The 23,686-nt window shown below is 75.7% G+C and carries 4 protein-coding genes; 3 read left to right on the plus strand and 1 reads right to left on the minus strand.

Translation table 11 applies throughout. From position 1 onward, the window contains the following. The 3 genes from IHE55_RS28635 to IHE55_RS28645 all read left to right on the plus strand — a co-directional run. A partial coding sequence (locus IHE55_RS28635; protein WP_197992329.1) for a type I polyketide synthase occupies nt 1-13,298 on the plus strand: 13,298 nt, incomplete at its 5' end. 69 nt (nt 13,299-13,367) lie between these two features. Further along, nucleotides 13,368-20,594 carry a type I polyketide synthase gene (locus IHE55_RS28640; protein ID WP_443742631.1) on the plus strand — a complete coding sequence of 2,409 codons (7,227 nt, stop codon included), beginning with the start codon at nt 13,368-13,370 and terminating at the stop codon, nt 20,592-20,594. 486 nt (nt 20,595-21,080) lie between these two features. Continuing rightward, nucleotides 21,081-21,296 carry a DUF5988 family protein gene (locus tag IHE55_RS28645; RefSeq protein ID WP_197992331.1) on the plus strand — a complete coding sequence of 72 codons (216 nt, stop codon included), beginning with the start codon at nt 21,081-21,083 and terminating at the stop codon, nt 21,294-21,296. Between the two features lie 116 nt (nt 21,297-21,412). Here the strand turns inward: IHE55_RS28645 and IHE55_RS28650 are convergent, their stop codons facing one another. After that, nucleotides 21,413-23,638, minus strand: coding sequence for an MMPL family transporter (locus IHE55_RS28650; RefSeq protein WP_197992332.1), 2,226 nt, complete (start codon nt 23,636-23,638; stop codon nt 21,413-21,415). Between the last annotated feature and the right edge of the window lie 48 nt (nt 23,639-23,686).

Below are 23,686 nucleotides of genomic sequence, written 5' to 3' on the forward strand. Positions count from 1 at the left end.
TGGTGGGGTCGCTGCGGCGGGACGACGGCGGCCTGGACCGGTTCCTCGCCTCCCTCGCCGAAGCGTGGACCCGCGGCGCCCCCGTGGACTGGACACCGCTGTTCCCCGGCGCGCGCCGGGTGGACCTGCCCACCTACGCCTTCCAGCGCACCCGTTACTGGCTGCAGGCGACGGACCCGGACACCGCCGGCGCGGGAGACGCCCCCCGTGACGAGGCGGAGGCCCGGTTCTGGGAGGCGGTGGAGCGCGAGGACTTCGAAGGGCTCGCCCGGACGCTCGACCTCGGGGACGAGGCCGACGGGCTCCACGCGGTGCTGCCCGCCCTCTCCTCCTGGCGGCGGCGGAACCGCGAACGCTCCCTGGTCAACTCCTGGCGCTACCGCGTCAGCTGGCAGAGCGTCACCACCCCGGCGACGCCGGTGCTCACCGGCACCTGGCTGGTCGTCCTGCCGGCGGGGGACGTCTCCGAGGTCTGGCCGCCGCACGGCTCCCGGGGCGGGTGGGCCGACGCCGCGGTCCGGGCCGTCGAGCGGGCCGGCGCACGGGCCGTCACCCTCGCCGTGGACCCGGCGACCGAGGACCGGGACGCGCTCGCCGTCGCACTCCGCCGGGCGTGCGACACCATCCCCGACCTCGCCGGCATCCTCTCGCTCGCCGCCGTGGACGAGCGGCCGCTGCCCGGCCGTACCGCGCTCACCCGCGGCCACGCCGCCACCCTGCGCCTGGTGCAGGCCCTCGGTGACATCGACGCCGAGGTGCCGCTGTGGTGCGTCACCGAGGGCGCGATGACCACCGACGGCCGGGAGCCGGTGCACACCGCGGCGCAGGCCCAGGTCTGGGGCCTGGGCCGGGTCGTGGCCCTGGAACGGCCCCGGCTGTGGGGCGGTCTGGTCGACCTGCCGGCGGACGCGGACGAGGAGACCGGGACGTACCTGGCCGCCGTGCTCACCGGGCTCGACGGCGAGGACCAGCTCGCGGTGCGACCCTCCGGGGTCGTGGCCCGCCGCCTGGTGCGCGCCACCGCCCCTCCCGGCGGCACGGACACCCCCGACGGGCGCGGCTGGACGCCGCGCGGCACCACCCTGGTCACCGGTGGCACCGGCGCGCTGGGCGCGCACGTCGCGCGCTGGCTGGCCGGCGCGGGCGCCGAACACCTGCTGCTGGTCAGCCGCCGCGGCCCCGAGGCGCCCGGCGCCGCCGAGCTGACCGCCGAACTCACCGCCCTCGGCGCCGAGGTGACGGTCACCGCCTGCGACATCTCCGAACGCGACCAGCTGGCCGCGCTCCTCGCCACGGTGCCCGCCGACCGGCCGCTGACCTCCGTGGTGCACACCGCGGCCGTCCTCGACGACGGCATGGTGGACGCGCTCACCGACGACCGTCTGGAGCGGGTGCTGCGGGTCAAGGCGCTCGGCGCCGAGAACCTCCACCGGCTCACCCGTGAGCTGGACCTGTCGGCGTTCGTGCTGTTCTCCTCCTTCACCGCCGTCCTCGGCACCCCGGGCCTGGGCAACTACGCGCCCGGCAATGCCCACCTCGACGCGCTCGCCGCGGTGCGCCGCGCCCAGGGCCTGCCGGCCACCTCCGTCGCCTGGGGCACCTGGGCCGGATCGGGCATGGCCGAGGGCGAGGTGGGGGACCGGGCACGGCGGCACGGCGTCTTCCCGATGGACCCCGCCGCGGCCACCTCCGCCCTCCGCACCGCCCTCGACCTGGACGAGACCAACGCCGTCGTCATCGACATGCGCTGGGACCGGTTCGCCGTCGTCTTCACCACCGAGCGGCCCAGCCGCCTGCTGGAGGGCGTCCCGGAGGCCCGCGCCGCGCTGGAGGCCGCGGCCACGGCGGCCGCCGGCGCGACCGGCGGCACCGCCGCGCCCGGTGACCTGGCGGCGCGCATGGCCGCCCTGCCCCGCGCCGACCGCGAACGCGAGCTGACCGACCTGGTGCGGAGCAACGCCGCGGCCGTCCTCGGCCACGCCACGCCCGCCGCCATCGACGGCACCCGCGCCTTCCGGCACCTCGGCTTCGACTCGCTCACCGCCGTGGAGCTGCGCAACCGGCTGATGACCCTCACCGGGCTCAAACTGCCCGCCACCCTGGTCTTCGACCACCCCACCCCGGCCGCCATCGCCGGCCACCTGGCCACCGAACTGGGCGGCGGCGAGCCGGACCGGGACCCCGCGGCCGGCGCGCCCGCGCCGGGCCCCTCCGCCACCGACGACGACCCGGTCGTCATCGTCGGCATGGCCTGCCGGTTCCCCGGCGGCGTCGGCTCCCCCGACGAACTGTGGCAGCTGGTCGCCGGGGGCCGGGACGCCATCTCGCCGCTGCCCACCGGACGCGGCTGGGACGTGGACGGCCTGTACGACCCCGACCCGGACGCACCCGGCCGGACCTATGTGCGCGAAGGCGGCTTCCTGCACCAGGCGGCCGACTTCGACGCCGAGTTCTTCGGCATCTCGCCGCGCGAGGCGCTGGCCATGGACCCGCAGCAGCGGCTGCTGCTGGAGACCGCGTGGGAGGCGCTGGAGCGGGCCGGCATCGACCCGGCGACCCTGGGCGGCACCCGCACCGGGGTGTTCACCGGACTGACCCACTACGACTACGGCAGCGGCGCCGCCGAGGGCGTCGAGGGCTACCGGATGACCGGCAACACCGCCAGCGTCGCCTCCGGCCGGATCGCCTACACCCTCGGCCTGGAGGGCCCGGCCGTCACCCTGGACACCGCCTGCTCCTCGTCCCTGGTCGCCCTGCACCTCGCCGCCCAGGCGCTGCGGAACGGGGAGTGCGTGCTGGCGCTCGCGGGCGGCGTGACCGTCATGTCGTCCCCGGCCGCCTTCACCGAGTTCAGCCGCCAGCGCGGACTCTCGGCGGACGGCCGCTGCCGCGCCTTCGCGGCCGGAGCGGACGGCTTCGGCCTCGCCGAGGGCGCCGGCATGCTGCTGGTCGAGCGGCTGTCGGACGCCCGCCGCAACGGCCACCCGGTGCTCGCCGTCATCCGCGGCTCCGCGGTCAACCAGGACGGCGCCAGCAACGGCCTGACCGCCCCCAACGGCCCCTCGCAGCAGCGGGTGATCCGGCAGGCGCTGGCCGGTGCCGGTCTGTCGGCGGCCGAGGTGGACGCGGTGGAGGCGCACGGCACCGGCACCACCCTGGGCGACCCGATCGAGGCCCAGGCCCTGCTGGCCACCTACGGCCGGGAGCGGGACGCCGGCCGGCCGCTGTGGCTCGGCTCGGTGAAGTCCAACATCGGCCACGCGCAGGCCGCCGCCGGTGTCGCCGGCGTCATCAAGATGGTGCAGGCCATACGGCACGGGCTGCTGCCCCGCACCCTCCACGTGGACGAGCCGACCCCCCAGGTGGACTGGTCGGCCGGCGCGGTGGAACTGCTCACCGAGGACACCGCGTGGCCGGAGACCGGCGCGCCGCGCCGCGCCGCGGTCTCCTCCTTCGGCCTCAGTGGCACCAACGCCCACGTGGTCCTGGAGCAGGCACCCGAACTCCCCGCGCCCGGCGCCGAAGCGGGCTCCCGCGGTCCGGCCGGCCCGGTCCCGTGGGCGGTGTCCGCCAAGAGCCCGGCCGCGCTGCGCGCCCAGGCCGCCCGCCTGCGGGACGTCCTCGCCGCCGGCACCGCGCCCGCCCCGGCCGATGCCGCGCTCACCCTCGCCACCCGGCGCTCCCGGTTCGACCACCGGGCCGTGGTGCTCGGCGAGGACCGCGCCGAACTCCTCGCCGGCCTCACCGCCCTCGCCCAGGGCGAGCCGGCCCCCCGGCTGATCCAGGGCCACGCCACCACCTCGGACCGGACCGTGTTCGTGTTCCCGGGGCAGGGGGCGCAGTGGGTGGGGATGGCGCGGGAGTTGATGGACGCGGCGCCGGTGTTCGCGGAGTCGATGGAGCGGTGCGGTCGGGCGCTGGCGCCGTTCGTCGACTGGGACTTCCGTACCGAGTTGGCGGGTTCGTTGGTGCGGGTGGATGTGGTGCAGCCGCTGTCGTGGGCGGTGATGGTGTCGCTGGCGGAGTTGTGGCGTTCGTACGGTGTGGAGCCGGCGGCGGTGGTGGGGCATTCGCAGGGGGAGATCGCGGCGGCGGTGGTGGCCGGTGCGCTGTCGTTGGAGGACGGGGCGCGGGTGGTGGCGTTGCGGTCGAGGGTGATCGGTGAGCGGCTGGCCGGCCGTGGCGGGATGGTGTCGCTGGGCCTGTCCCGTGCGGAGACCCTGCGGCGCATAGAGCCGTTCGGGGGGCGGGTGTCGGTGGCGGCGGTCAACGGAGCCTCCTCCACCGTCGTCGCGGGCGAACCCGCAGCCCTGGACGAGCTGGTGGCCGCCTGTGAGGCGGAGGAGATCCGGGCGCGGCGTATTCCGGTGGACTACGCCTCGCACTCCCCGCAGGTGGAGTCCATCCGTGAGGAGTTGCTGAAGGTTCTGGACGGGATCAGTCCGTCGGCCTCCCGGGTGCCGTTCTACTCCACCGTGGACGCGGAGCCGATCGACACCACCGAGCTCGACGCCGCCTATTGGGTCCGCAACCTGCGGCAGGAGGTGCGGTTCGAGGCGGCGGTGGAGCGGTTGCTGGCGGACGGTTTCGGGTTGTTCGTGGAGTGCAGCGCCCACCCGGTGCTGACCATGGCGATCGGCGAGACCGCGGAGAGCACCGGCACCGGGATCACCGCCGTCGGCTCGCTCCGCCGCGACGACGGCGGCCCGGACCGCTTCCTCGCCTCGCTCGCCGAGGCCCAGGTCAACGGCGCCCGGATCGACTGGACGGCGGCCTTCCCCGGCGCCCGCACCGTCGAACTGCCCACCTACGCCTTCCAGCGCGAGCGCTACTGGCTGGAGGAGGCCGGCACCGCCCCGGACCCGTCCGGGACACCCCACGACGAGGTCGAGGCCCGGTTCTGGGAGGCGGTGGAGCGCGAGGACCTGACGGAACTCGCCGCCACCCTCGGCGTGGACGGCGACCGGGAACAGCTGGGCGCGGTGCTGCCCGCCCTCTCCTCCTGGCGGCGGCAGCGGCGCGAGCGGTCGGTCATCGACTCCTGGCGCTACACCGTCGGGTGGAAGCCGGTCTCCGGCACCGCCGTACCCGTGCTGACCGGCCCGTGGCTGCTGGTGGTCCCGGCCGCCGACACCGGCACCGAACTGACCGTCTCCCTCACCCGGGTCCTGGGCGAACGCGGCGCCCGGGTGGTGCCGCTGACCGTCGGGGCCGCCGACACCGACCGGACCCGGCTCACCGAACGGCTGCGCACCGCGCTCGCCGATCACCCCGCCCCGGGCGGCGTGCTCTCCCTGTGGGGACTGGACGAGACGCCGCACGGCACCCGCGCCGTCCTGCCGACCGGGGTGGCGGGCACCCTCGCCCTGCTCCAGGCACTCGGCGAGCTGGAGGTGACCGCGCCGCTGTGGAGCGTCACCCGCGGAGCGGTGTCCACCGGCCCCGCCGACCCGCCCGCCGGCCTGGCACAATCCCAGATCTGGGGCCTGGGCCGGGTCGCGGCCCTGGAGCACCCGCAGCGCTGGGGCGGCCTGATCGACCTGCCGGACACGGCGGACGGGGTCGGTGCCGTAGACGAGCGGGTGCTGCGGCGCCTGTGCGGCGTCCTGTCCGACCCGCGCGGCGAGGACCAGCTCGCCCTGCGTACCACCGGCACCCTCGCCCGGCGCATGGTGCGCGCGCCGCTCGGCGACGCCCGGCCGGCCCGCGACTGGCGCCCGGACGGCGGCACCGTACTCATCACCGGCGGCACCGGCGCGCTGGGCGCCTGCTTCGCGCGCTGGCTGGCCCGTAACGGGGCCAAGGAACTGGTCCTCACCAGCCGCCGCGGCCGCCGGGCACCCGGCGCCGCGGAGCTGGAGGCCGAGCTCGCCGCACTCGGCGCGCACGCCACCGTCGTCGGCTGCGACATCGCCGACCGGGACGCGGTCGCCGCGCTCATCGAGCGGCTGAAGTCCGAGGGGCGACCGGTCCGTTCGGTGATGCACGCCGCCGTCGTCGCCGACCTCGCCCCGCTCGCCACTGCCGGCCCCGAGCACTTCGAGAACGTGTACGCGGCCAAGGTCGGCGGCGCCATGCACCTGCACGACCTGCTCGCCGGCGAGGAACTGGACGCCTTCGTCCTCTTCTCCTCCATCGCCGGCTTCTGGGGCAGCGGCGACCACGCCGCGTACGCCGCCGCCAACGCCCACCAGGACGCGCTCGCCGAGCAGCGGCGCGCCCAGGGGCTGCCCGCCACCTCCATCGCCTGGGGCATCTGGGACGCCTTCCACGACTGGGACGAGCACGCCGCCGAACAGCGCAAGGAACTCAGCGAACGCGTCGGTGCCCAGGGCCTGCCGATGCTGGAGCCGGAGACGGCCTGCGACGCGCTGCGCCAGGCACTGGACCACGAGGAGACCTTCGTGGCCGTCGCCGACATCGACTGGGACCGCTTCACCACCGTCTTCACCTCCTACCGGCCCAGCACCCTGCTCGACGAGATACCCGAGGCCCGGAGCCTGCTGGACGCCGCGGCGGCCGAGAACCCGGACGGCCGGGACACCTCGGCGCTGCGCCGCAAGCTGGCCGAGCTGGACGAGGAGGAGCGGGTCACCGAACTCGCCGAGGTGGTCAAGGCTCAGGCCGCCGCCGTCCTCGGGCACGGGTCCGGGGCCCGGATCGACGCCGGGCGCGCCTTCCGCGACCTCGGCTTCGACTCGCTCACCGCCGTGGACCTGCGCAACCGCCTCAACACCGCGACCGGCCTGAAGCTGACCGCCACGGTCATCTTCGACCACCCCACCCCCACCGACCTCGCCCGCCACCTGGCCGGCCGGCTCTTCCCCGGCGGGCCGGCGCGCGGCACCGGCGACCCGGCCACCGCCGCCGCCCCGCGCCCCGTGCCGGGCGTGGTGGCCGACCGGGACGACCCCGTCGTCATCGTCTCCATGGCCTGCCGCTACCCCGGCGGGGTCGGCAGCCCCGAGGAGCTGTGGCAGCTGGTCCTGGGCGAGGTGGACGCCATCTCGACGTTCCCCACCGACCGGGGCTGGGACCTCGCCGGGCTCTACGACCCCGATCCGGAACGGGAGGGCACCGTCTACTCCCGGGAAGGCGGCTTCCTGCACACCGCGGGCGAGTTCGACGCCGCGTTCTTCGGCATCTCGCCGCGCGAGGCGCTGGCGATGGACCCGCAGCAGCGGCTGATGCTGGAGACCGCGTGGGAGGCGCTGGAGCGGGCCGGCATCGACCCGCACACCCTCAAGGGCAGCATGACCGGCACCTTCGTCGGCGCCAACCCGTCCGACTACCGCGCCGGAGTGGGCCGGGTGCCCGACGGCTACGAGGGCCACCTGCTCACCGGCGGCCACAACAGCGTCGTCTCCGGCCGCATCGCCTACACCTTCGGCCTGGAGGGCCCGGCGGTCACCGTGGACACCGCCTGCTCCTCCTCCCTCGTCGCCCTCCACCTGGCGGCCGCCGCGGTCCGCAACGGCGAGTGCTCCATGGCGCTGGCCGGCGGCGTCACCGTGATGTCCACCCCGCAGCCGCTGATCGGCTTCAGCCGCCAGCGCGGCCTCAACCGCGACGGCCGCTGCCGCGCCTTCGCCGCCGACGCCGCCGGCATCGGCATGGCGGAGGGCGCGGGCATGGTCCTGGTCGAGCGGCTGTCGGACGCGCGCCGCAACGGCCACCCGGTGCTCGCCGTCATCCGCGGCTCCGCGGTCAACCAGGACGGCGCCAGCAACGGCCTCAGCGCGCCCAACGGCCCCTCCCAGGAACGGGTCATCCGGCAGGCGCTGGCCAACGCGGGCCTGACCGCGGCCGACGTGGACGCCGTCGAGGCGCACGGCACCGGCACCACGCTGGGCGACCCCATCGAGGCGCAGGCACTGCTCGCCACCTACGGGCAGGAGCGCGGCGGTGACGAGCCGCTGTGGCTGGGCTCGTTCAAGTCCAACATCGGCCACACCCAGGCCGCCGCCGGCATCGCCGGCGTCATCAAGACGGTCCTCGCCCTCGGCGCCGGCGTGCTCCCCAAGACGCTGCACGCCGAGGAGCCGACCCCCGAGGTGGACTGGGACTCCGGCGCCGTACGGCTGCTGACCGAGGCGCGCCCGTGGCCGGAGACCGGCGCACCGCGCCGGGCCGCGGTCTCCGCGTTCGGCATCAGCGGCACCAACGCGCACCTCATCCTGGAGCAGCCCGCCACCGCGCCGGACACGGCGGACGGTGACCCGGCCGGACCGGACCGGGAAACCACCGGACCCGCCGGCGGCTCCCTGGGCGGACTCGTCCCCTGGGTGGTCTCGGCCCGCGGCCCGGAGGCACTGCGCGGACAGGCCGAACGGCTGCGGGAGTTCGCCCAGGCGCACCCCGAGGCCACCGACACCGAGATCGCCGTCTCACTGGTGCGCACCCGGGCGGGGTTGGAGCGGCGTGCGGTGGTGCTGGGTGCGGATCGTGGTGAGTTGCTGGCGGGGTTGGAGGCGTTGGCCGGTGGGGTGTCCTCGCCGGGTGTGGTGACGGGTCAGGTGGTGTCGGGGCGTCGGGCGTTGGTGTTCGGTGGTCAGGGGAGTCAGCGGTTGGGGATGGGGCGGGGGTTGTATGAGGCGTATCCGGTGTTCGCGGGGGTGTGGGATGAGGTGATGGCGGAGTTCTCGGCGGTGTCGGGGGTTTCGCCGGTGGATGTGGTGTGGGGTGGGGACGCGGGGGTGTTGGAGCGGACGGAGTTCGCGCAGCCTGCGTTGTTCGCGTTGCAGGTGGCGTTGTTCCGGCTGGTGGAGTCGTGGGGTGTGCGGCCGGATGTGGTGGCGGGTCATTCGGTGGGGGAGATCGCGGCGGCGCATGTGGCGGGGGTGTTGTCGCTTGCGGATGCGTGTCGTCTGGTGGCGGCGCGTGGGCGGTTGATGCAGGCGCTGCCCGCCGGTGGGGCGATGGTGGCGGTCGCCGCGCCGGAGGCGGAGGTGATCGAGGCGCTGGCGGGGCGTGAGGGTGCGGTGATCGCGGCGGTGAACGGTCCGTCGTCGGTGGTGGTCTCCGGGGTGGAGGAGGCGGTCCTTGAGGTGGGGGAGGTGTTTGCCGGGCGGGGGTGTCGGACGCGGCGGTTGCGGGTGTCGCATGCGTTCCATTCGCCGTTGATGGAGCCGGTGGTGGAGGAGTTCCGGGGTGTGGTGTCGGGGTTGTCGTTCGGGTCGGCGTCGGTGGGTGTGGTGACGTCGGGTGGTGGTGTGGGGGGTGATTGGGCTGATCCGGAGTACTGGGTGCGGCATGTGTGTGAGCCGGTGCGGTTCTTGGACGCGGTGCGGGCTCTGGAGGCCGAGGGTGTGGGGTTCTTCCTGGAGATCGGGGCGGACGGCACGCTGACGGCGCTGGCTCAGGAGTGTCTGGCCGATGCGGGTGGGACGGTGTTGGTGCCGGTGGTGCGCAAGGACCGGCCGGAGGCCCGTACCGCCGTCGAAGCCCTCGCCCACGCCCAGGTGAGCGGCGTCGCCGTCGACTGGTCGGCGGTGTTCCCCGGCTTCCCCGGCACCCCCGTGCCGCTGCCGACGTACGCCTTCCGGCACGAGCGCTACTGGCTGCGGCCCGCCGCGGACCGGGGCGACACCACCGCCCTGGGCCAGAGCGACGCCGACCACCCGCTGCTCGGCGCCGCCGTCACCCTCGCCGACGGCGGGGGCGTGGTCCTCACCGGACGGCTGTCCGCGCACACCCACCCCTGGCTCGTCGACCACGCGGTGGCCGGCGCGGTCCTGCTGCCCGGCACCGCCTTCGTGGAGCTGGCGCTGCGCGCCGGCGACGAGGTCGGCTGCGGCCGGATCGAGGAACTCACCCTCCAGGCCCCGCTGCTGCTGCCCGAGCGCGGCGGCGTCCGCCTCCAGGTAGTCGTCGGCGAGCCCGCCGACGACGGCGCCCGCACCGTGGGCGTCTACAGCCGGTACGAGGACGACACCCAGGACGGCGACGCGCCGTGGACCGCCCACGCCGACGGCCGGCTGGTCCCGGCCCGGGCCGAGGCCCCCGACGGCCTGACCGCCTGGCCCCCGCGCGACGCCGAGGAGGTGGACCTGGCCGGCTTCTACCCGCGGCTGGCCGAGGCGGGCTCCGTCTACGGCCCGGTCTTCCGCGGCCTGCGCCGGGCCTGGCGCCGTGGCGAGGAGATCTACGCCGAGGTCGCGCTCGACAGCGCCGACGAAGCCGCGGCGTTCGGCCTCCACCCGGCCGCCCTCGACGCCGCCCTGCACCCCATCGGCCTCGGCGGACTGCTGCGCACCACCGGACAGCCGGTGCTGCCCTTCTCCTGGACCGGCGTCGAGCTGTACGCCACCGGCGCGGCGGCGGTACGCGTCCGCCTGACCCCCTCCGGCCCGGACGCGGTCACCGTGGCCGTCGCCGACACCACCGGCGCGCCGGTGGCCTCCATCGACGCACTGGTGCTCCGCCCGGTGTCGGCCGCCGCCCTGCGCGAGGCGCGCGGCGGCGTGCGGGACGCGCTGTTCCGTCTCGACTGGGTGGCCGCCCCGGAGGGGCCCGGGCAGGACCCGGGCCGGGTGGTGGTCCTGGGGCAGGACATCCTCGACCTCGCCGGTCTCGCCGGTCTCACGGGCGGAGTCCCGGACGTGGTGGTGTTCGAGGTGCCGGTGACCGAGGACGTGCGGGTGGCGGTGCACGGCACCCTGGAGCGCTTGCGCGCGTGGCTGGCCGAGGAGCGGTTCGCCGCCTCCCGGCTGGCGGTGGTGGTCCGGCACGGGCTGCTCGCCCACGCCGCGGCGGCGGGCCTGGTCCGCTCCGCCCAGTCGGAGAACCCCGGCCGCCTCCTGCTGATCGACGTCGAGGACCCGTCCGGCGATCCGGACACGGCGGCTGCCGGGCCGCTGCCCACGGCCGGCATCGCCGCGGCCCTCGCCTGCGGGGAACCGCAGACCCGGGTCCGCGGCGACGAGATCCTGGTGCCCCGGCTCGCCCGCGCCACCGCCGACGGCACCCTGCTGCCGCCGGACGAGGCGGCCTGGCACCTCACCGTCCAGGGCCGCTCCGGCACCCTCGACGACCTGGCGCTCACCGCGCACCCGGAGAGCCGCAGGCCGCTCGCGGAGGGCGAGGTGCGGGTCGGCGTCCGGGCCACCGGACTGAACTTCCGCGACGTGCTGATCGCCCTGGGCATGTACCCCGGCGAGGCCCCGCCGCTCGGCAACGAGGGCGCCGGCATCGTGCTGGAGACCGGGCCCGGCGTCACCCGCTTCACCCCCGGCGACCGTGTCCTGGGCCTGCTGCCGGACGCCATGGGCCCCTACGCGGTGACCGATCAGCGGTTGCTGGCGCACATTCCGCAGGGGTGGTCGTTCGAGCGGGCGGCGCCGGTGCCGGTGGTGTTCCTGACGGCGTGGATGGGTCTGGTGGACCTGGCCGGCGTCGGTCCGGGCGACGTGGTGCTGGTGCACGCGGCCGCCGGTGGTGTGGGCATGGCCGCGGTGCAGCTGGCCCGGCTCCGCGGTGCGGAGGTGCTGGCGACGGCGAGCGAGGCGAAGTGGGAGGTGGTGCGCGGACTCGGGGTGCCGGAGACGCATCTGGCGTCGTCGCGTTCGCTGGAGTTCCGGGAGCGGTTCCTGGAGGTGACCGGTGGCCGGGGCGCGGACGTGGTGCTGAACTCGCTGGCCGGGGAGTACGTGGACGCCTCGCTGGACCTGCTGCCCCGCGGCGGCCGGTTCCTGGAGATGGGCAAGACCGACATCCGTGACCCGGAACAGGTCGCCACCGAGCGCCCCGGCGTCCGGTACACCGCCTTCGACCTCATCACCAGCGGACCGGACCGGATCGGCGCCATGCTCACCGAGGTCGTGGAGCTGCTGGCGCGCGGCGAGCTGACCCCGCTGCCGGTGCGGACCTGGGACGTACGCCGCGCCCCGGAGGCGTTCCGTTACGTCAGCCAGGCCCGCCACATCGGCAAGGTGGTCCTCACCGTGCCGGGCGGCTGGGACACCCGGGGCACGGTCCTCGTCACCGGCGCCACCGGCACCCTCGGCGGGCTCGTCGCCCGCCACCTCGCCGCCGCGCACGGCGTCCGCCACCTGCTGCTGACCAGCAGGAGCGGCCCGGCCGCGGCCGGCGCCGGGGACCTCCTCGCCGAGCTGCGCAAGTCCGGCGCCGAACCGGAACTGGTGGCCTGCGACGCGGCCGACAAGGACGCGCTCGCCGCCGTCCTCGCCGGCATCCCCGCCGACCGGCCGCTGACCGCCGTGGTGCACGTCGCCGGCGTGGTCGACGACGGGGTCATCGGTTCCCTCACCGCCGAGCAGGTGGAGCGGGTGCTGCGGCCCAAGGTGGACGCGGCCCGCAACCTGGACGAGCTGACCGCCGGCCTGGACCTGACCGCCTTCGTGCTCTTCTCCTCCATGGGAGGCGTGCTCGGCGGCGCCGGCCAGGGCAACTACGCGGCGGCCAACTCCTACCTCGACGCCCTCGCCGAGCAGCGGCGGCGGCGCGGCCTGCCCGCCGTCTCCCTCGCCTGGGGCCTGTGGGAGGAGGCCAGCGGCATGACCGGCAAGCTCGGCGCCGAGGACCTGGCGCGGGTCAACCGCTCCGGCGTCCAGGCCCTCGGCTCCGAACAGGGGCTCGCGCTGTTCGACGCCGCGCTCGCCACCGACGAGGCGGTCCTGCTGCCCGCCCGCTTCAACCTGGCCATGTGGCGCAACCGGGCCGCGACCGAGGAGGTACCGGCGCTGCTGCGGTCCCTGGTACGCGCCCCGCAGCGGCGCACCGCGGGCGCGGCACCGGACGCCTCCGGCGCCGCGGCCCTCGCCCGGCGGCTGGCCGGCGCCTCCCGCACCGAGCGGGAACGCGTCCTGCTGGAGCTGGTCCGCACCCAGGCCGCCACGGTCCTGGGCCACACCACGGCCCAGGGCGTGGAACCCGAACGCCCCTTCCGCGACGTGGGCTTCGACTCCCTCACCGCGGTGGAGCTGCGCAACCGGCTGGGCGCCGCCACCGGGCTGCGCCTCGCGGCGGCCGTCGTCTTCGACCACCCCACCCCCGCCGACCTCGCCCGGCACCTGGGGGCGGAGCTGGCCACCGGGGACGAGGAGCTGGGCGCGGAGGGCGCGACCGAGGACGAGCAGGAGGCGGAGTTCCGGCGCGCGCTGGCCGCGCTGCCCCTCTCCACGCTCCGCGACGCGGGCGTCATGGAGACCCTGCTGCGCCTCACCGGCCTCGACCAGGGCGACGCCACCCCCGCCGGTGACGAGCGGAACGACGACGCCATCGCGGCCATGGACGTCGGCGACCTCGTCCAGCTGGCGCTGCGCCAGAACGACAACTGAAGCGACCCCGGAGCTGAGTCCGTCATGACCCCTTCATCCTCATCCTCCTCCGCCACCTCGACGGAGACCATCGTCGCGGCGCTCCGGGCCTCGGTCACGGAGGCCGAACGGCTGCGCCGGCGCAACGAGGAACTCCTCGCCGCCCAGCGCGAACCCATCGCCATCGTCTCCATGGCCTGCCGCTTCCCCGGCGGCGTGGCCACGCCCGAGGACCTGTGGCAGCTCGTCGCCGACGGGGCCGACGCGCTGTCCCCGCTCCCCTCGGACCGGGGCTGGGACCTCGCCGCGCTCACCGACCCCGACCTCGCCACCCACGGCACCAGCTACGTCAGCGACGGCGGGTTCGTCCACGACGCCACCGAGTTCGACGCAGGCTTCTTCGGCATCTCGCCGCGCGAGGCGCTGGCCATGGACCCCCAGCAGCGGCTGCTGCTGGAGACCTCCTGGGAGGCGCTGGAACGCGCCGGCATCCGGCCCGGCACGCTCAAGGGCACCCGGACCGGCGTCTACATCGGCGCCGGATCCCCCGGCTACGGCACCGACCTGGACGAACTCCCCGAGGACGTCCAGGGCTACACCCTCACCGGCACCGCCACCAGCGTGGTGTCCGGCCGGGTCGCCTACACCCTCGGCCTGGAGGGCCCGGCCGTCACGGTCGACACCGCCTGCTCCTCCTCACTGGTCGCCCTCCACCTCGCCGCCCAGGCCCTGCGCCGCGGCGAGTGCACCCTCGCCCTGGCGGGCGGCGCCACGATCATGTCCAGCCCCGGTGTGTTCCTGGAGTTCAGCCGGCAGCGCGGACTCGCCCCCGACGGGCGCTGCAAGGCGTTCGCGGCCGGTGCCGACGGCACCGGCTGGGCCGAGGGCGTGGGCGTCCTGCTGGTGGAACGGCTCTCCGACGCGCTGCGCAACGGGCACCGGGTGCTCGCCGTGATGCGCGGTTCCGCGATCAACCAGGACGGCGCCAGCAACGGCCTCACCGCACCCAACGGCCCCTCCCAGCGCCGCGTCATCCGCCAGGCGCTGGAGGACGCCCGGCTCGCCCCGCACGAGGTGGACGCGGTCGAGGCGCACGGCACCGGCACCCGCCTCGGCGACCCCATCGAGGCCGAGGCACTGCTCGCCACCTACGGCCGGCGCACCCCCGAACAGACCCCGCACCCGCTGTGGCTGGGCTCCATCAAGTCCAACATGGGACACGCGCAGGCGGCGGCCGGCGTGGGCGGGGTCATCAAGATGGTGATGGCGCTGCGGGCGGGGGTGCTGCCGAGGACGCTGCACGTGGACGAGCCGTCGCCGCACATCGACTGGTCGTCGGGTGCGGTGGAACTGCTGACCGAGGCCCGGGACTGGCCGCAGACCGGCCGCCCGCGCCGCGCCGCGGTGTCGTCGTTCGGCATGAGCGGCACCAACGCCCACATCATCCTGGAACAGGCCCCCGAACCGGCGGCCGAGGAGACCGGGGCCGACACCACCGGCGCACCGCTGCCGTGGGTGCTGTCCGCCAAGACCCCCGCCGCGCTCCGCGACCAGGCCACCCGGCTGCGCTCCGCCGTCCGGCTCCGGCCCGCGGCGGGCGCGGCCGACCTGGGACTCTCCCTCGCCACCAGCCGCACCGCCTTCGAGCACCGCGCGGTGCTCACCGGGCGGGACAAGGACGAACTGCTGCGGCAGCTGGCCGTCCTCGCCGAAGGCGGCGAGTCGCCCCAGGTGATCCGCGGCACCGCCGGTCCGTCCACGGCACCGGTGTTCGTGTTCCCGGGGCAGGGGGCGCAGTGGGTCGGCATGGCGCGGGAGCTGATGGACGCCGCGCCGGTGTTCGCGGAGTCGATGGAGCGGTGCGGGCAGGCGCTGGCGCCGTTCATCGACTGGGACTTCCGCGCCGAATTGGCGGGTTCGTTGGTGCGGGTGGATGTGGTGCAGCCGCTGTCGTGGGCGGTGATGGTGTCGCTGGCCGAGCTGTGGCGCTCCTACGGGGTGGAGCCCGCCGCCGTGGTGGGGCACTCCCAGGGGGAGATCGCGGCGGCGGTGGTGGCCGGTGCGCTGTCGGTGGAGGACGGGGCGCGGGTGGTGGCGCTGCGGTCGAGGGTGATCGGTGAGCGGCTGGCCGGCCGTGGCGGGATGGTGTCGCTGGGCCTGTCCCGTGCGGAGACCCTGCGGCGGATCGAGGGGTTCGAGGGTCGGGTGTCGGTGGCGGCGGTCAACGGCGCCTCCTCCACCGTCGTCGCGGGCGAACCCGCCGCGCTGGACGAGCTGGTGGCCGCCTGCGAGGCCGAGGAGATCCGGGCCCGTCGTATCCCGGTGGACTACGCCTCGCACTCCCCGCAGGTGGAGTCCATCCGTGAGGAGCTGCTGGAGGTCCTGGACGGGATCAGCCCGGTGGCCTCCCGGGTGCCGTTCTACTCGACGGTGGAGGCGGAGCCGATCGACACCACCGGGCTCGACGCCGCCTACTGGGTGCGCAACCTGCGGCAAGAGGTGCGGTTCGAGGCGGCGGTGGAGCGGTTGCTGGCGGATGGTTTCGGGTTGTTCGTGGAGTGCAGTGCGCATCCGGTGCTGGTGATGAGTGTGCAGGAGACCGCTGATCCGGGGGTGCCGGTGGCGGCGGTGGGGTCGCTGCGGCGGGACGACGGCGGCCTGGACCGGTTCCTCGCCTCCCTCGCCGAAGCGTGGACCCGCGGTGCACCGGTGGACTGGACACCGCTGTTCCCCGGCGCGCGCCGGGTGGACCTGCCCACCTACGCCTTCCAGCGCACCCGCTACTGGTTGGAGGCGACGGAACGGGAACCCCGCCCGGCGGCCGGTGGGGCGGCCCCCGGCGGCGCGGCCGAGGCCCGGTTCTGGGAGGCCGTCGAACGCGCCGACCCCGGCGAGCTGGCCGGCCTCCTGGGGATCGACGACGCCCCGCTGGACACCCTGCTGCCCGCCCTGGCCCGGTGGCGGCGCGACCAGCGGGAGGAGGAGGTCATCGACTCCTGGCGGTACCGGACCGTGTGGCGGCCGGTGACCGCCACCGCCGGGGTGCTGTCCGGAACCTGGCTGCTGGTGGTCCCCGCCGGACTCGCCGACGACCCGTGGACCGCCGGCGCCGCCGACGCCCTGCGGGAGCGTGGCGCGGTCCCGGTCCGGCTCGACGTGGACGCGGACACCGAGGGCGCCGACCGGGCCGCCCTCGCGGCCACCCTCCGCCGGGTGTGCGACGGCGTCACCGACCTGGGCGGAGTGCTGTCGCTGCTGCCGCTGGACGAGCGGACGCACACCCACCACCTGGCCACCCCCCGGGGCTTCGGCGCCACCGGGACCCTGCTCCAGGCGCTGGGCGACGCGGGGATCACCGCACCGCTGTGGTGCGCCACGCGCGGCGCGGTGTCCACCGGGCCGTCGGACCCGCTGACCGGCCCGGGCCAGTCCCTGGTGTGGGGGCTCGGCCGGGTGGCGGCCGAGGAGGTGCCCGAACGCTGGGGCGGTCTGGTGGACCTGCCGGCCGCGGTGGACCGGCGCTCCCGCGCCCGCCTGGCCGACGTGCTCGCCGGCCTCGACGAGGAGGACCAGGTGGCGGTGCGCCCCGCGGGCGTCTTCGCCAACCGGCTGGTCCGCTCCGGGTGGCACGATCCCGCCACCCCCGGCCCCTGGGCACCCCGCGGCACCGTACTGATCACCGGCGGCACCGGCGCCCTCGGCGGCCACGTGGCCCGCTGGCTCGTCCAGCAGGGCGCCCGGCACCTGCTGCTGGTCAGCCGCCGCGGCCCCGAGGCGCCCGGCGCCGACGAGCTGACCGCCGAACTCACCGCGCTCGGCGCCGAGGTGACGGTCGCCGCCTGTGACATCTCCGAACGCGACCAGCTGGCCGCACTGCTCGCCGCCGTCCCCGCCGACCGGCCGGTGGGCACCGTGGTGCACACCGCGGCCGTCCTCGACGACGCGGTGCTCGACTCGCTCACCCTCGACCAGCTCGACCGGGTGCTGCGGGTCAAGGTGCGCGGAGCCTGGAACCTCCACGAGCTCACCCACGACCTCGACCTCTCCGCGTTCCTGTTGTTCTCCTCGTTCGCCGGCACCTTCGGCGTGCCCGGGCAGGCCAACTACGCGCCCGGCAACGCCTACCTCGACGCGCTGGCCCGGCACCGCCGCGCCCAGGGGCTCACCGCCACCTCCATCGCCTGGGGCCACTGGTCGGGCGGCGGCATCGCGTCCGGCGAGGCCGAGGCCCAGCTCCGCCGGCGCGGCGGCTCGGAGATCGAGCCGGCGACCGCGCTGCGCGCGCTGCGCCGCGTCCTCGACCACGACGAGACCTGTGTGGCGCTGGCACTCATCGCCTGGGACGAGATCGCCGCCCGCGGCGGGGGGATCGACGACCGGCCGCGCCCGCAGCTGCGCGCCCTGGCCGACGTGGTACGGCTGCTGCGCGCCGAACTCCCCTCCGCCCGCCGGGGCGACGGCGCGGCGGCCGTCCCCGCCGGCTCGTTCGCCGGTGAACTGGCCGCGGCGCCCGCCGCCGACCGCCGGCGGATCGTCCTGGACCTGGTACGGGGCCACGTCGCCGCGGTGCTCGGCCACGACGGCCCGGACGCGGTGGAGCCCGGGAAGCCGTTCCGCGAGCTGGGCTTCGACTCGCTCACCTCGGTCGAGCTGCGCAACCGGGTGGCGGCGGGCACCGGACTGACACTGCCCGCCACGGTGGTCTTCGACCACCCCACCCCCGCCGCGCTGGCCGAGCGGCTGCGTGACGAACTGGCCGGCGACACGAGCGAGGCCGGCGAGCCGGCCACGGCGGCACCGGCGGTACGCCCCGGCACCGGGGCCGCCCCGGCACCCGACGGCGGGCCGGCCGGCACCGACGACCCCGTCGTCATCGTCGGCATGGCCTGCCGGATGCCCGGCGGGGTGGACACCCCCGAACAGCTGTGGGACCTGGTGGCGGGGGAGCGGGACGCCGTCGGACCGCTGCCCACCGACCGCGGCTGGAACGTCGAGGCACTGGAAGCAGCCGGCGTGGACGTGCCCGGCATGCGCTACGTCCGCCAGGGCGGCTTCCTGTCCCGGGCGGCCTCCTTCGACGCGGACTTCTTCGGCATCGGCGAGCCGGAGGCCATCGCGATGGACCCGCAGCACCGGCTGCTGCTGGAGATGTCCTGGGAGGCGTTCGAACGCGCCGGGGTGTCCCCGCACACGCTGCGCGGCAGCCGGGTCGGCGTGTTCGCCGGCACCTTCTCGCAGGGCTACTGGACGGGCATGCAGGAGGTGCCCGAGGAGGCCCGCTCGTACCTCAGCGGCGGCATCTCCCCGGCCCTCGCCACCGGCCGCATCGCCTACACCTTCGGCTTCGAGGGCCCGGTGCTCACCGTCGACACCGGCTGCTCGTCGTCCTCCGTGGCGCTGCACCTGGCCGCCCAGGCGGTCCGGCAGGGCGAGTGCGTGATGGCGCTGGCCGGCGGGGCCTCGGTGCTCGCCAACCCGGCCGTCTCCCCGGACATGGGCGTCGGCGCGGCCCCCGACGGGCGGTGCAAGTCCTTCTCCGCCGCCGCCGACGGCACCGGCTGGGGGGAGGGCGCCGGCATGCTGCTCGTGGAGCGGCTGTCCACCGCCCGCGCCAACGGCCACCGGGTGCTCGCGGTCATCCGCGGCTCCGCCGTCAACCACAACGGCGTCAGCAACGGCCTCGGCGCGCCCAACGGCTCCTCCCAGCAGCGCGTCATCCGGCAGGCGCTGGCCAACGCGGGGCTGTCCGCGCACCAGGTGGACGCGGTGGAGGGCCACGGCACCGGCACCCCGCTCGGCGACCCCATCGAGGCGCAGGCCCTGCTCGCCACCTACGGTGAGGGCCGCGACCCGGAACGCCCGCTCTGGCTGGGCTCGTACAAGTCGAACACCGGCCACCCCCAGGCGGCCTCCGGGGTCATCGGCGTCATCAAGACGGTGCTCGCCATGGAGCACGGCCTGCTGCCCAGGACCCTGCACTCGGAGGAGCCCTCGCCGCACATCGACCAGTCGTCCGGCACGGTGCGGCTGCTCACCGAGTCGGTGCCCTGGCCGGAGACCGGCGAGCCGCGCCGGGCGGGGGTCTCCTCCTTCGGCGCCAGCGGCACCAAGGCGCACATCATCCTGGAGCAGGCACCCCCGGCACCGGCCCGGCCGGCCGGTGCCGGGACCGCCGCCCCGTCCGGCACGCTGGCGTTCCCCGTCTCCGGCCGCTCGGCCGAGGCGCTGCGCGCCCAGGCGGCGCAGCTGCGCGACCTGCTGGACGGCGGCACCGCTCCGGCGTTGGCGGACCTCGGCTGGTCGCTGGCCACCTCCCGGGCGGTCTTCGAACACCGCGCGGTGGTACTGGCCGAGGGACGGCAGGGGCTGATCGACGGACTGACCGCGATCGCCGACGGGGAGCCCCGGGACGCCGGGGCCGCCACCGCACCGCCCTCCGGCGGGGCGGCCGACGGCCTGGTCGTCCGGGGCGTCGCCCCGGCGGCCGACGGACAGGCCGTGTTCGCCTTCCCGGCCGCCGCCCCGGGCACCGGGGCGGGCGCCGCCACGGTACGCGACCTGTACGAGGCGTACCCGGTCTTCGCCGACGCCCTGGACGCCGTCTGCGCCCACCTGGACACCCGGCTGGAGCACCCGGCGCGCGACTGGGCGCTGGACGGGGGCGCCGAGGGGTGGCCGCCCTCGCCCACGACCGCGCACGCGGCCTCGTTCGCGGTCGGCTTCGCCCTGTTCACCCTGCTGCACCGGTGGGGCGTGCCGCCGGCCGCGGTGATCGGCGCGGGCTCCGGCGTACTGGCCGCGGCGCTCGCCGCCGAGGTGCTCTCCACGGCGGACGCGGTGGAGTTGCTGCTGGTGCTCGCCCGCACCGACGCCTCCGACGAGGCGGCGCTCCGCGCCTGCCTGGCCGGGGCCGAGCTGCGCTCCCCGACGATCCCGGTGCTCTCCGCGGTGACCGGGGAGAACGTCCCCACCGAGGCGCTGCGCGACCCCGGGCACTGGGTGCGCGGCTGGACCGCCAAGGAACTGGCCCGCCCGGCCCGGGCCGGGCGGGGTCCGGTGGTGCTCGGCGCGTCCACCGCCCCGGCGGTGGACGGAGCCGACGGGACCATCCCGGCGCTGGACGCGGCGGGCAGCCGGGCCGGGCTGCTCACGGCACTGGCCCGGCTGCACACCGAGGGGGTGCCGGTGGACTGGCGGCAGACCCACGAGGGCACCGGCGGCGCCCTGGTGGCGCTGCCCACCTACCCGTTCCAGCGCCGTGAGTACTGGCTGCGGATGCCCGTCGAGGCGATCGTGCGGGGCGCCGTGGGCGGCTGACGCTACCGCCTCCGCGCCCGGACCGGCGGGCGGGCGCGGAGGCCGGGGTCCGTCGGCACGGGCCCCGGCCCGCCCCACCCGGAGCCGGACCGGCACGCCGGGCGGCCCCCGCGAACCGGCACCGGCGCCGGCCGGACACGGCCCCGCACCGTCACGTCGGCGACCGGGGCGGCGACCACGACCGGAGAACGACGGCAGCCGCGGGCCACGGCAACCGGGGAGCCGGCGACCGGCCGCACCGACGGCCGGAGCCACCCGGCCCCGGCCGACCGTGGCCCACCACGACCGGCCACCCGGCCACGACCCGAAGAACACGACGACCCGAAGGCCCCGAAGACCCGAAGAACACGACGACCCGAAGAACACGACGACCCGAGAATCCCGACGACCGGAAGACCACGACGACCTGACCGCACACCGATGACAGCGGGTGGCGGGTGCCACGGGCCCGCCCCCGACCCGGCGGAAACGAAAGGGGTGCCACCCATGACCATCACAGCACCGAACGTCCTCCTGCGCGGAGGCCCCGTTCACCTGGCCGAGGAGGACCGTATGCGGCACGTCGCCGAGGAGCAGTCGTACCTGAAGCTGCTGACCGGCAACGCGTACGAACACTTCCGGGCCACCCAGGAGACGGTCACCCACCAGGGCACCACCTTGCGCGTCTTCGACTGGGAACGGCGCACCTACGTGGCCGAGTGATCCGGCGCCGCCCGCCCGGTGCGGTACGGGCGGGCGGCGCGGCGGCACCACGCGCGCGGGCGGTGCCCCGGGACCTCCCCGGGGCACCGCCCGCGCGCGTGTCCGGTATCCGGTGGTCAGCCGGACTCGGAACGGGCGCCCCCCGCCCCGGAGCCGCTGCCGACGGAGCCCGTCGCGCGGTCCGCCCCGGTGACCGCCCCCGGCCCGGCACCGGTGCCGCCGCCGGCCGCGGCCCGGTCCCGGCCCGGCCGCCACCAGGCACGGTCGCCCAGCAACGCCATCACCGCGGGCACCAGCACCATCCGGATCAGCGTGGCGTCGATGATCACCGCCGCGGCGAGCCCGATGCCGATGATCTTGATGAGGGTCTCCGGGACCGACACGAAGCTGAGGAACACACAGGCCATGATGACCGCCGCCGCCGTGATCACCCCGGCGGTGGAGGAGAGGCCGGCGATCACCGCCCGCCGCGGGTCCCCGGTCTTCCGGTACGACTCCCGGACGGCGGAGAGCAGGAAGACCTCGTAGTCCATGGAGAGCCCGAACAACACGGCGAACAGCAGCATCGGCACGGCGGACATGATGGGCACCGTCTTGTCCACGCCGATCAGGTCCAGCCCCCAGCCCCACTGAAACATGGCGGTGATGACCCCGAACGAGACGCCGATGGACAGCAGGGTCATCACGGCGGCCTTGAGCGCGATCACCGGTGCCCGGAACATCCCCACCAGCAGCAGCGTGCCCGCGCCGACCACGGCCAGCACCACCCAGGGCAGCCGCTGGCCGACCACGTCCGCCATGTCGATCAGCAGCGCGGTGGAGCCGCCCACCAGCGCCTCGCCCCCGGAACCCGCCAGCGCGCGGGGGGCGATGTCGTCCCGGATCCGGTGGACGAGGTCGCTGACCTCCTTGTCCTGCGGCGCGTGTTCGGGCACGACGGTCAGCAGGGCCGCCTTCCCGTCCTCGCTGATCTTGGGCGGGGTCGCCACCGCCACCTCGGGGTCCTTCTTCAGCGCGGCGGTGAGCTTCCCGGCCCGGTCCTCACCACCGTCGGTGACGGTGATGACCAGCGGGGCGTTCCAGCCGGGTCCGAAGTTGTCGGCGATCAGGTCGTAGGCCTGACGCTGCGTCAGGTCGGCCGGCTGAATGCCGTCGTCGGGGTTGCCCAGCCGCAGCGAGAACAGCGGCGCGGTGAGGGCCAGCAGGACCACGGTGGACGAGCAGGCGTACACGATCCGGTTGCGGTACACGTGCTCGCTCCACCGGCCGGCCCGGGTCGCGGCGGCGCTGTGCTCCGCCTCGCCGGGGGTGGCGGCCGCCCGGCGCGCGGCGCGCAGCCGGGGCAGCGGCAGGGCGTTCACCCGGTGGCCCAGCAGGCCCAGCAGCGCGGGGAGCAGGGTGAGCGCGGCGACCATCATCACGGCCACGGTGACGGCCCCGGCGATGCCCATGGCGCCGACGAACGGGATCCCGGCGAAGTTCAGCCCGAGGATGGCGACCACGACGGTGCCCCCGGCGAACACCACGGCGTGCCCGGCCACCGCGGAGGCGTGCCCGGCCGCCGCGGACGGGCTGTGTCCGTCGGCGAGATCGGCCCGGAACCGGCTCAGGATGAACAGCGCGTAGTCGATGCCCGCGCCGAGGCCGAGCATCACCGCGATGATCGGGGCGGAGGTCGGGATGTCCATCACCGAGCCGACCAGCAGGACCAGCGCGGTGCCGGCGACGATGCCGACGCCGGCCACCACCAGCGGCAGCCCCGCGGCGACCAGCGAGCCGAAGGCGATGATGAGCACGATCAGCGCGGCGCCCAGGCCGACGAGTTCGGCGGCGCTGGTGGTGGGCTCGTTGCCCAGGTCGACCACCATGCCGCGGAACTCCACGTCGAGTCCGGTGGCGCGCACCGGCTCGGCGGCGTCATCGAGCCGCTCGTAGTGCGCCTTGTCCAGTTCGCCCAGTTCCTTGTCGTAGGAGACGCTCGTGGTGGCCGCCCGGCCGTTCTCGCTCGGGAAGGGCCGGTCCACCCCGCTGACGTCCGGCTGATCACGGACCTCGGTCAGCATCCGACGGATCGCGGCGGAGCGTTCGGGGGTGTCCAGCTTCCCGTCCGGCGCGTGCCACACGATCTGCGAGTCCACCGCGCCGAAGGAGGGGAAGTGGTCCCGCGCCTCGTCCGTGGCCTTCTGCGACTCCACCCCCGGCACCCGGAAGTCGTTCACGAAGGTGCCGCCCGCCGCCTGTCCCAGCGCCAGGAGCGCCACTGCCGCCACCAGCCAGGCGGTGATCGTCCGCCAGGGCCGTAAAGCACACGATCGACCAAGAGTTTCCAGTAGACGTTCCATGTTTTGATAAAAGCCCAGCCCGGAGAAAACTTCAAGCGATGCAAAAAT

The organism is Streptomyces pactum (assembly GCF_016031615.1).
In the GTDB taxonomy this organism is placed as follows: domain Bacteria; phylum Actinomycetota; class Actinomycetes; order Streptomycetales; family Streptomycetaceae; genus Streptomyces; species Streptomyces pactus.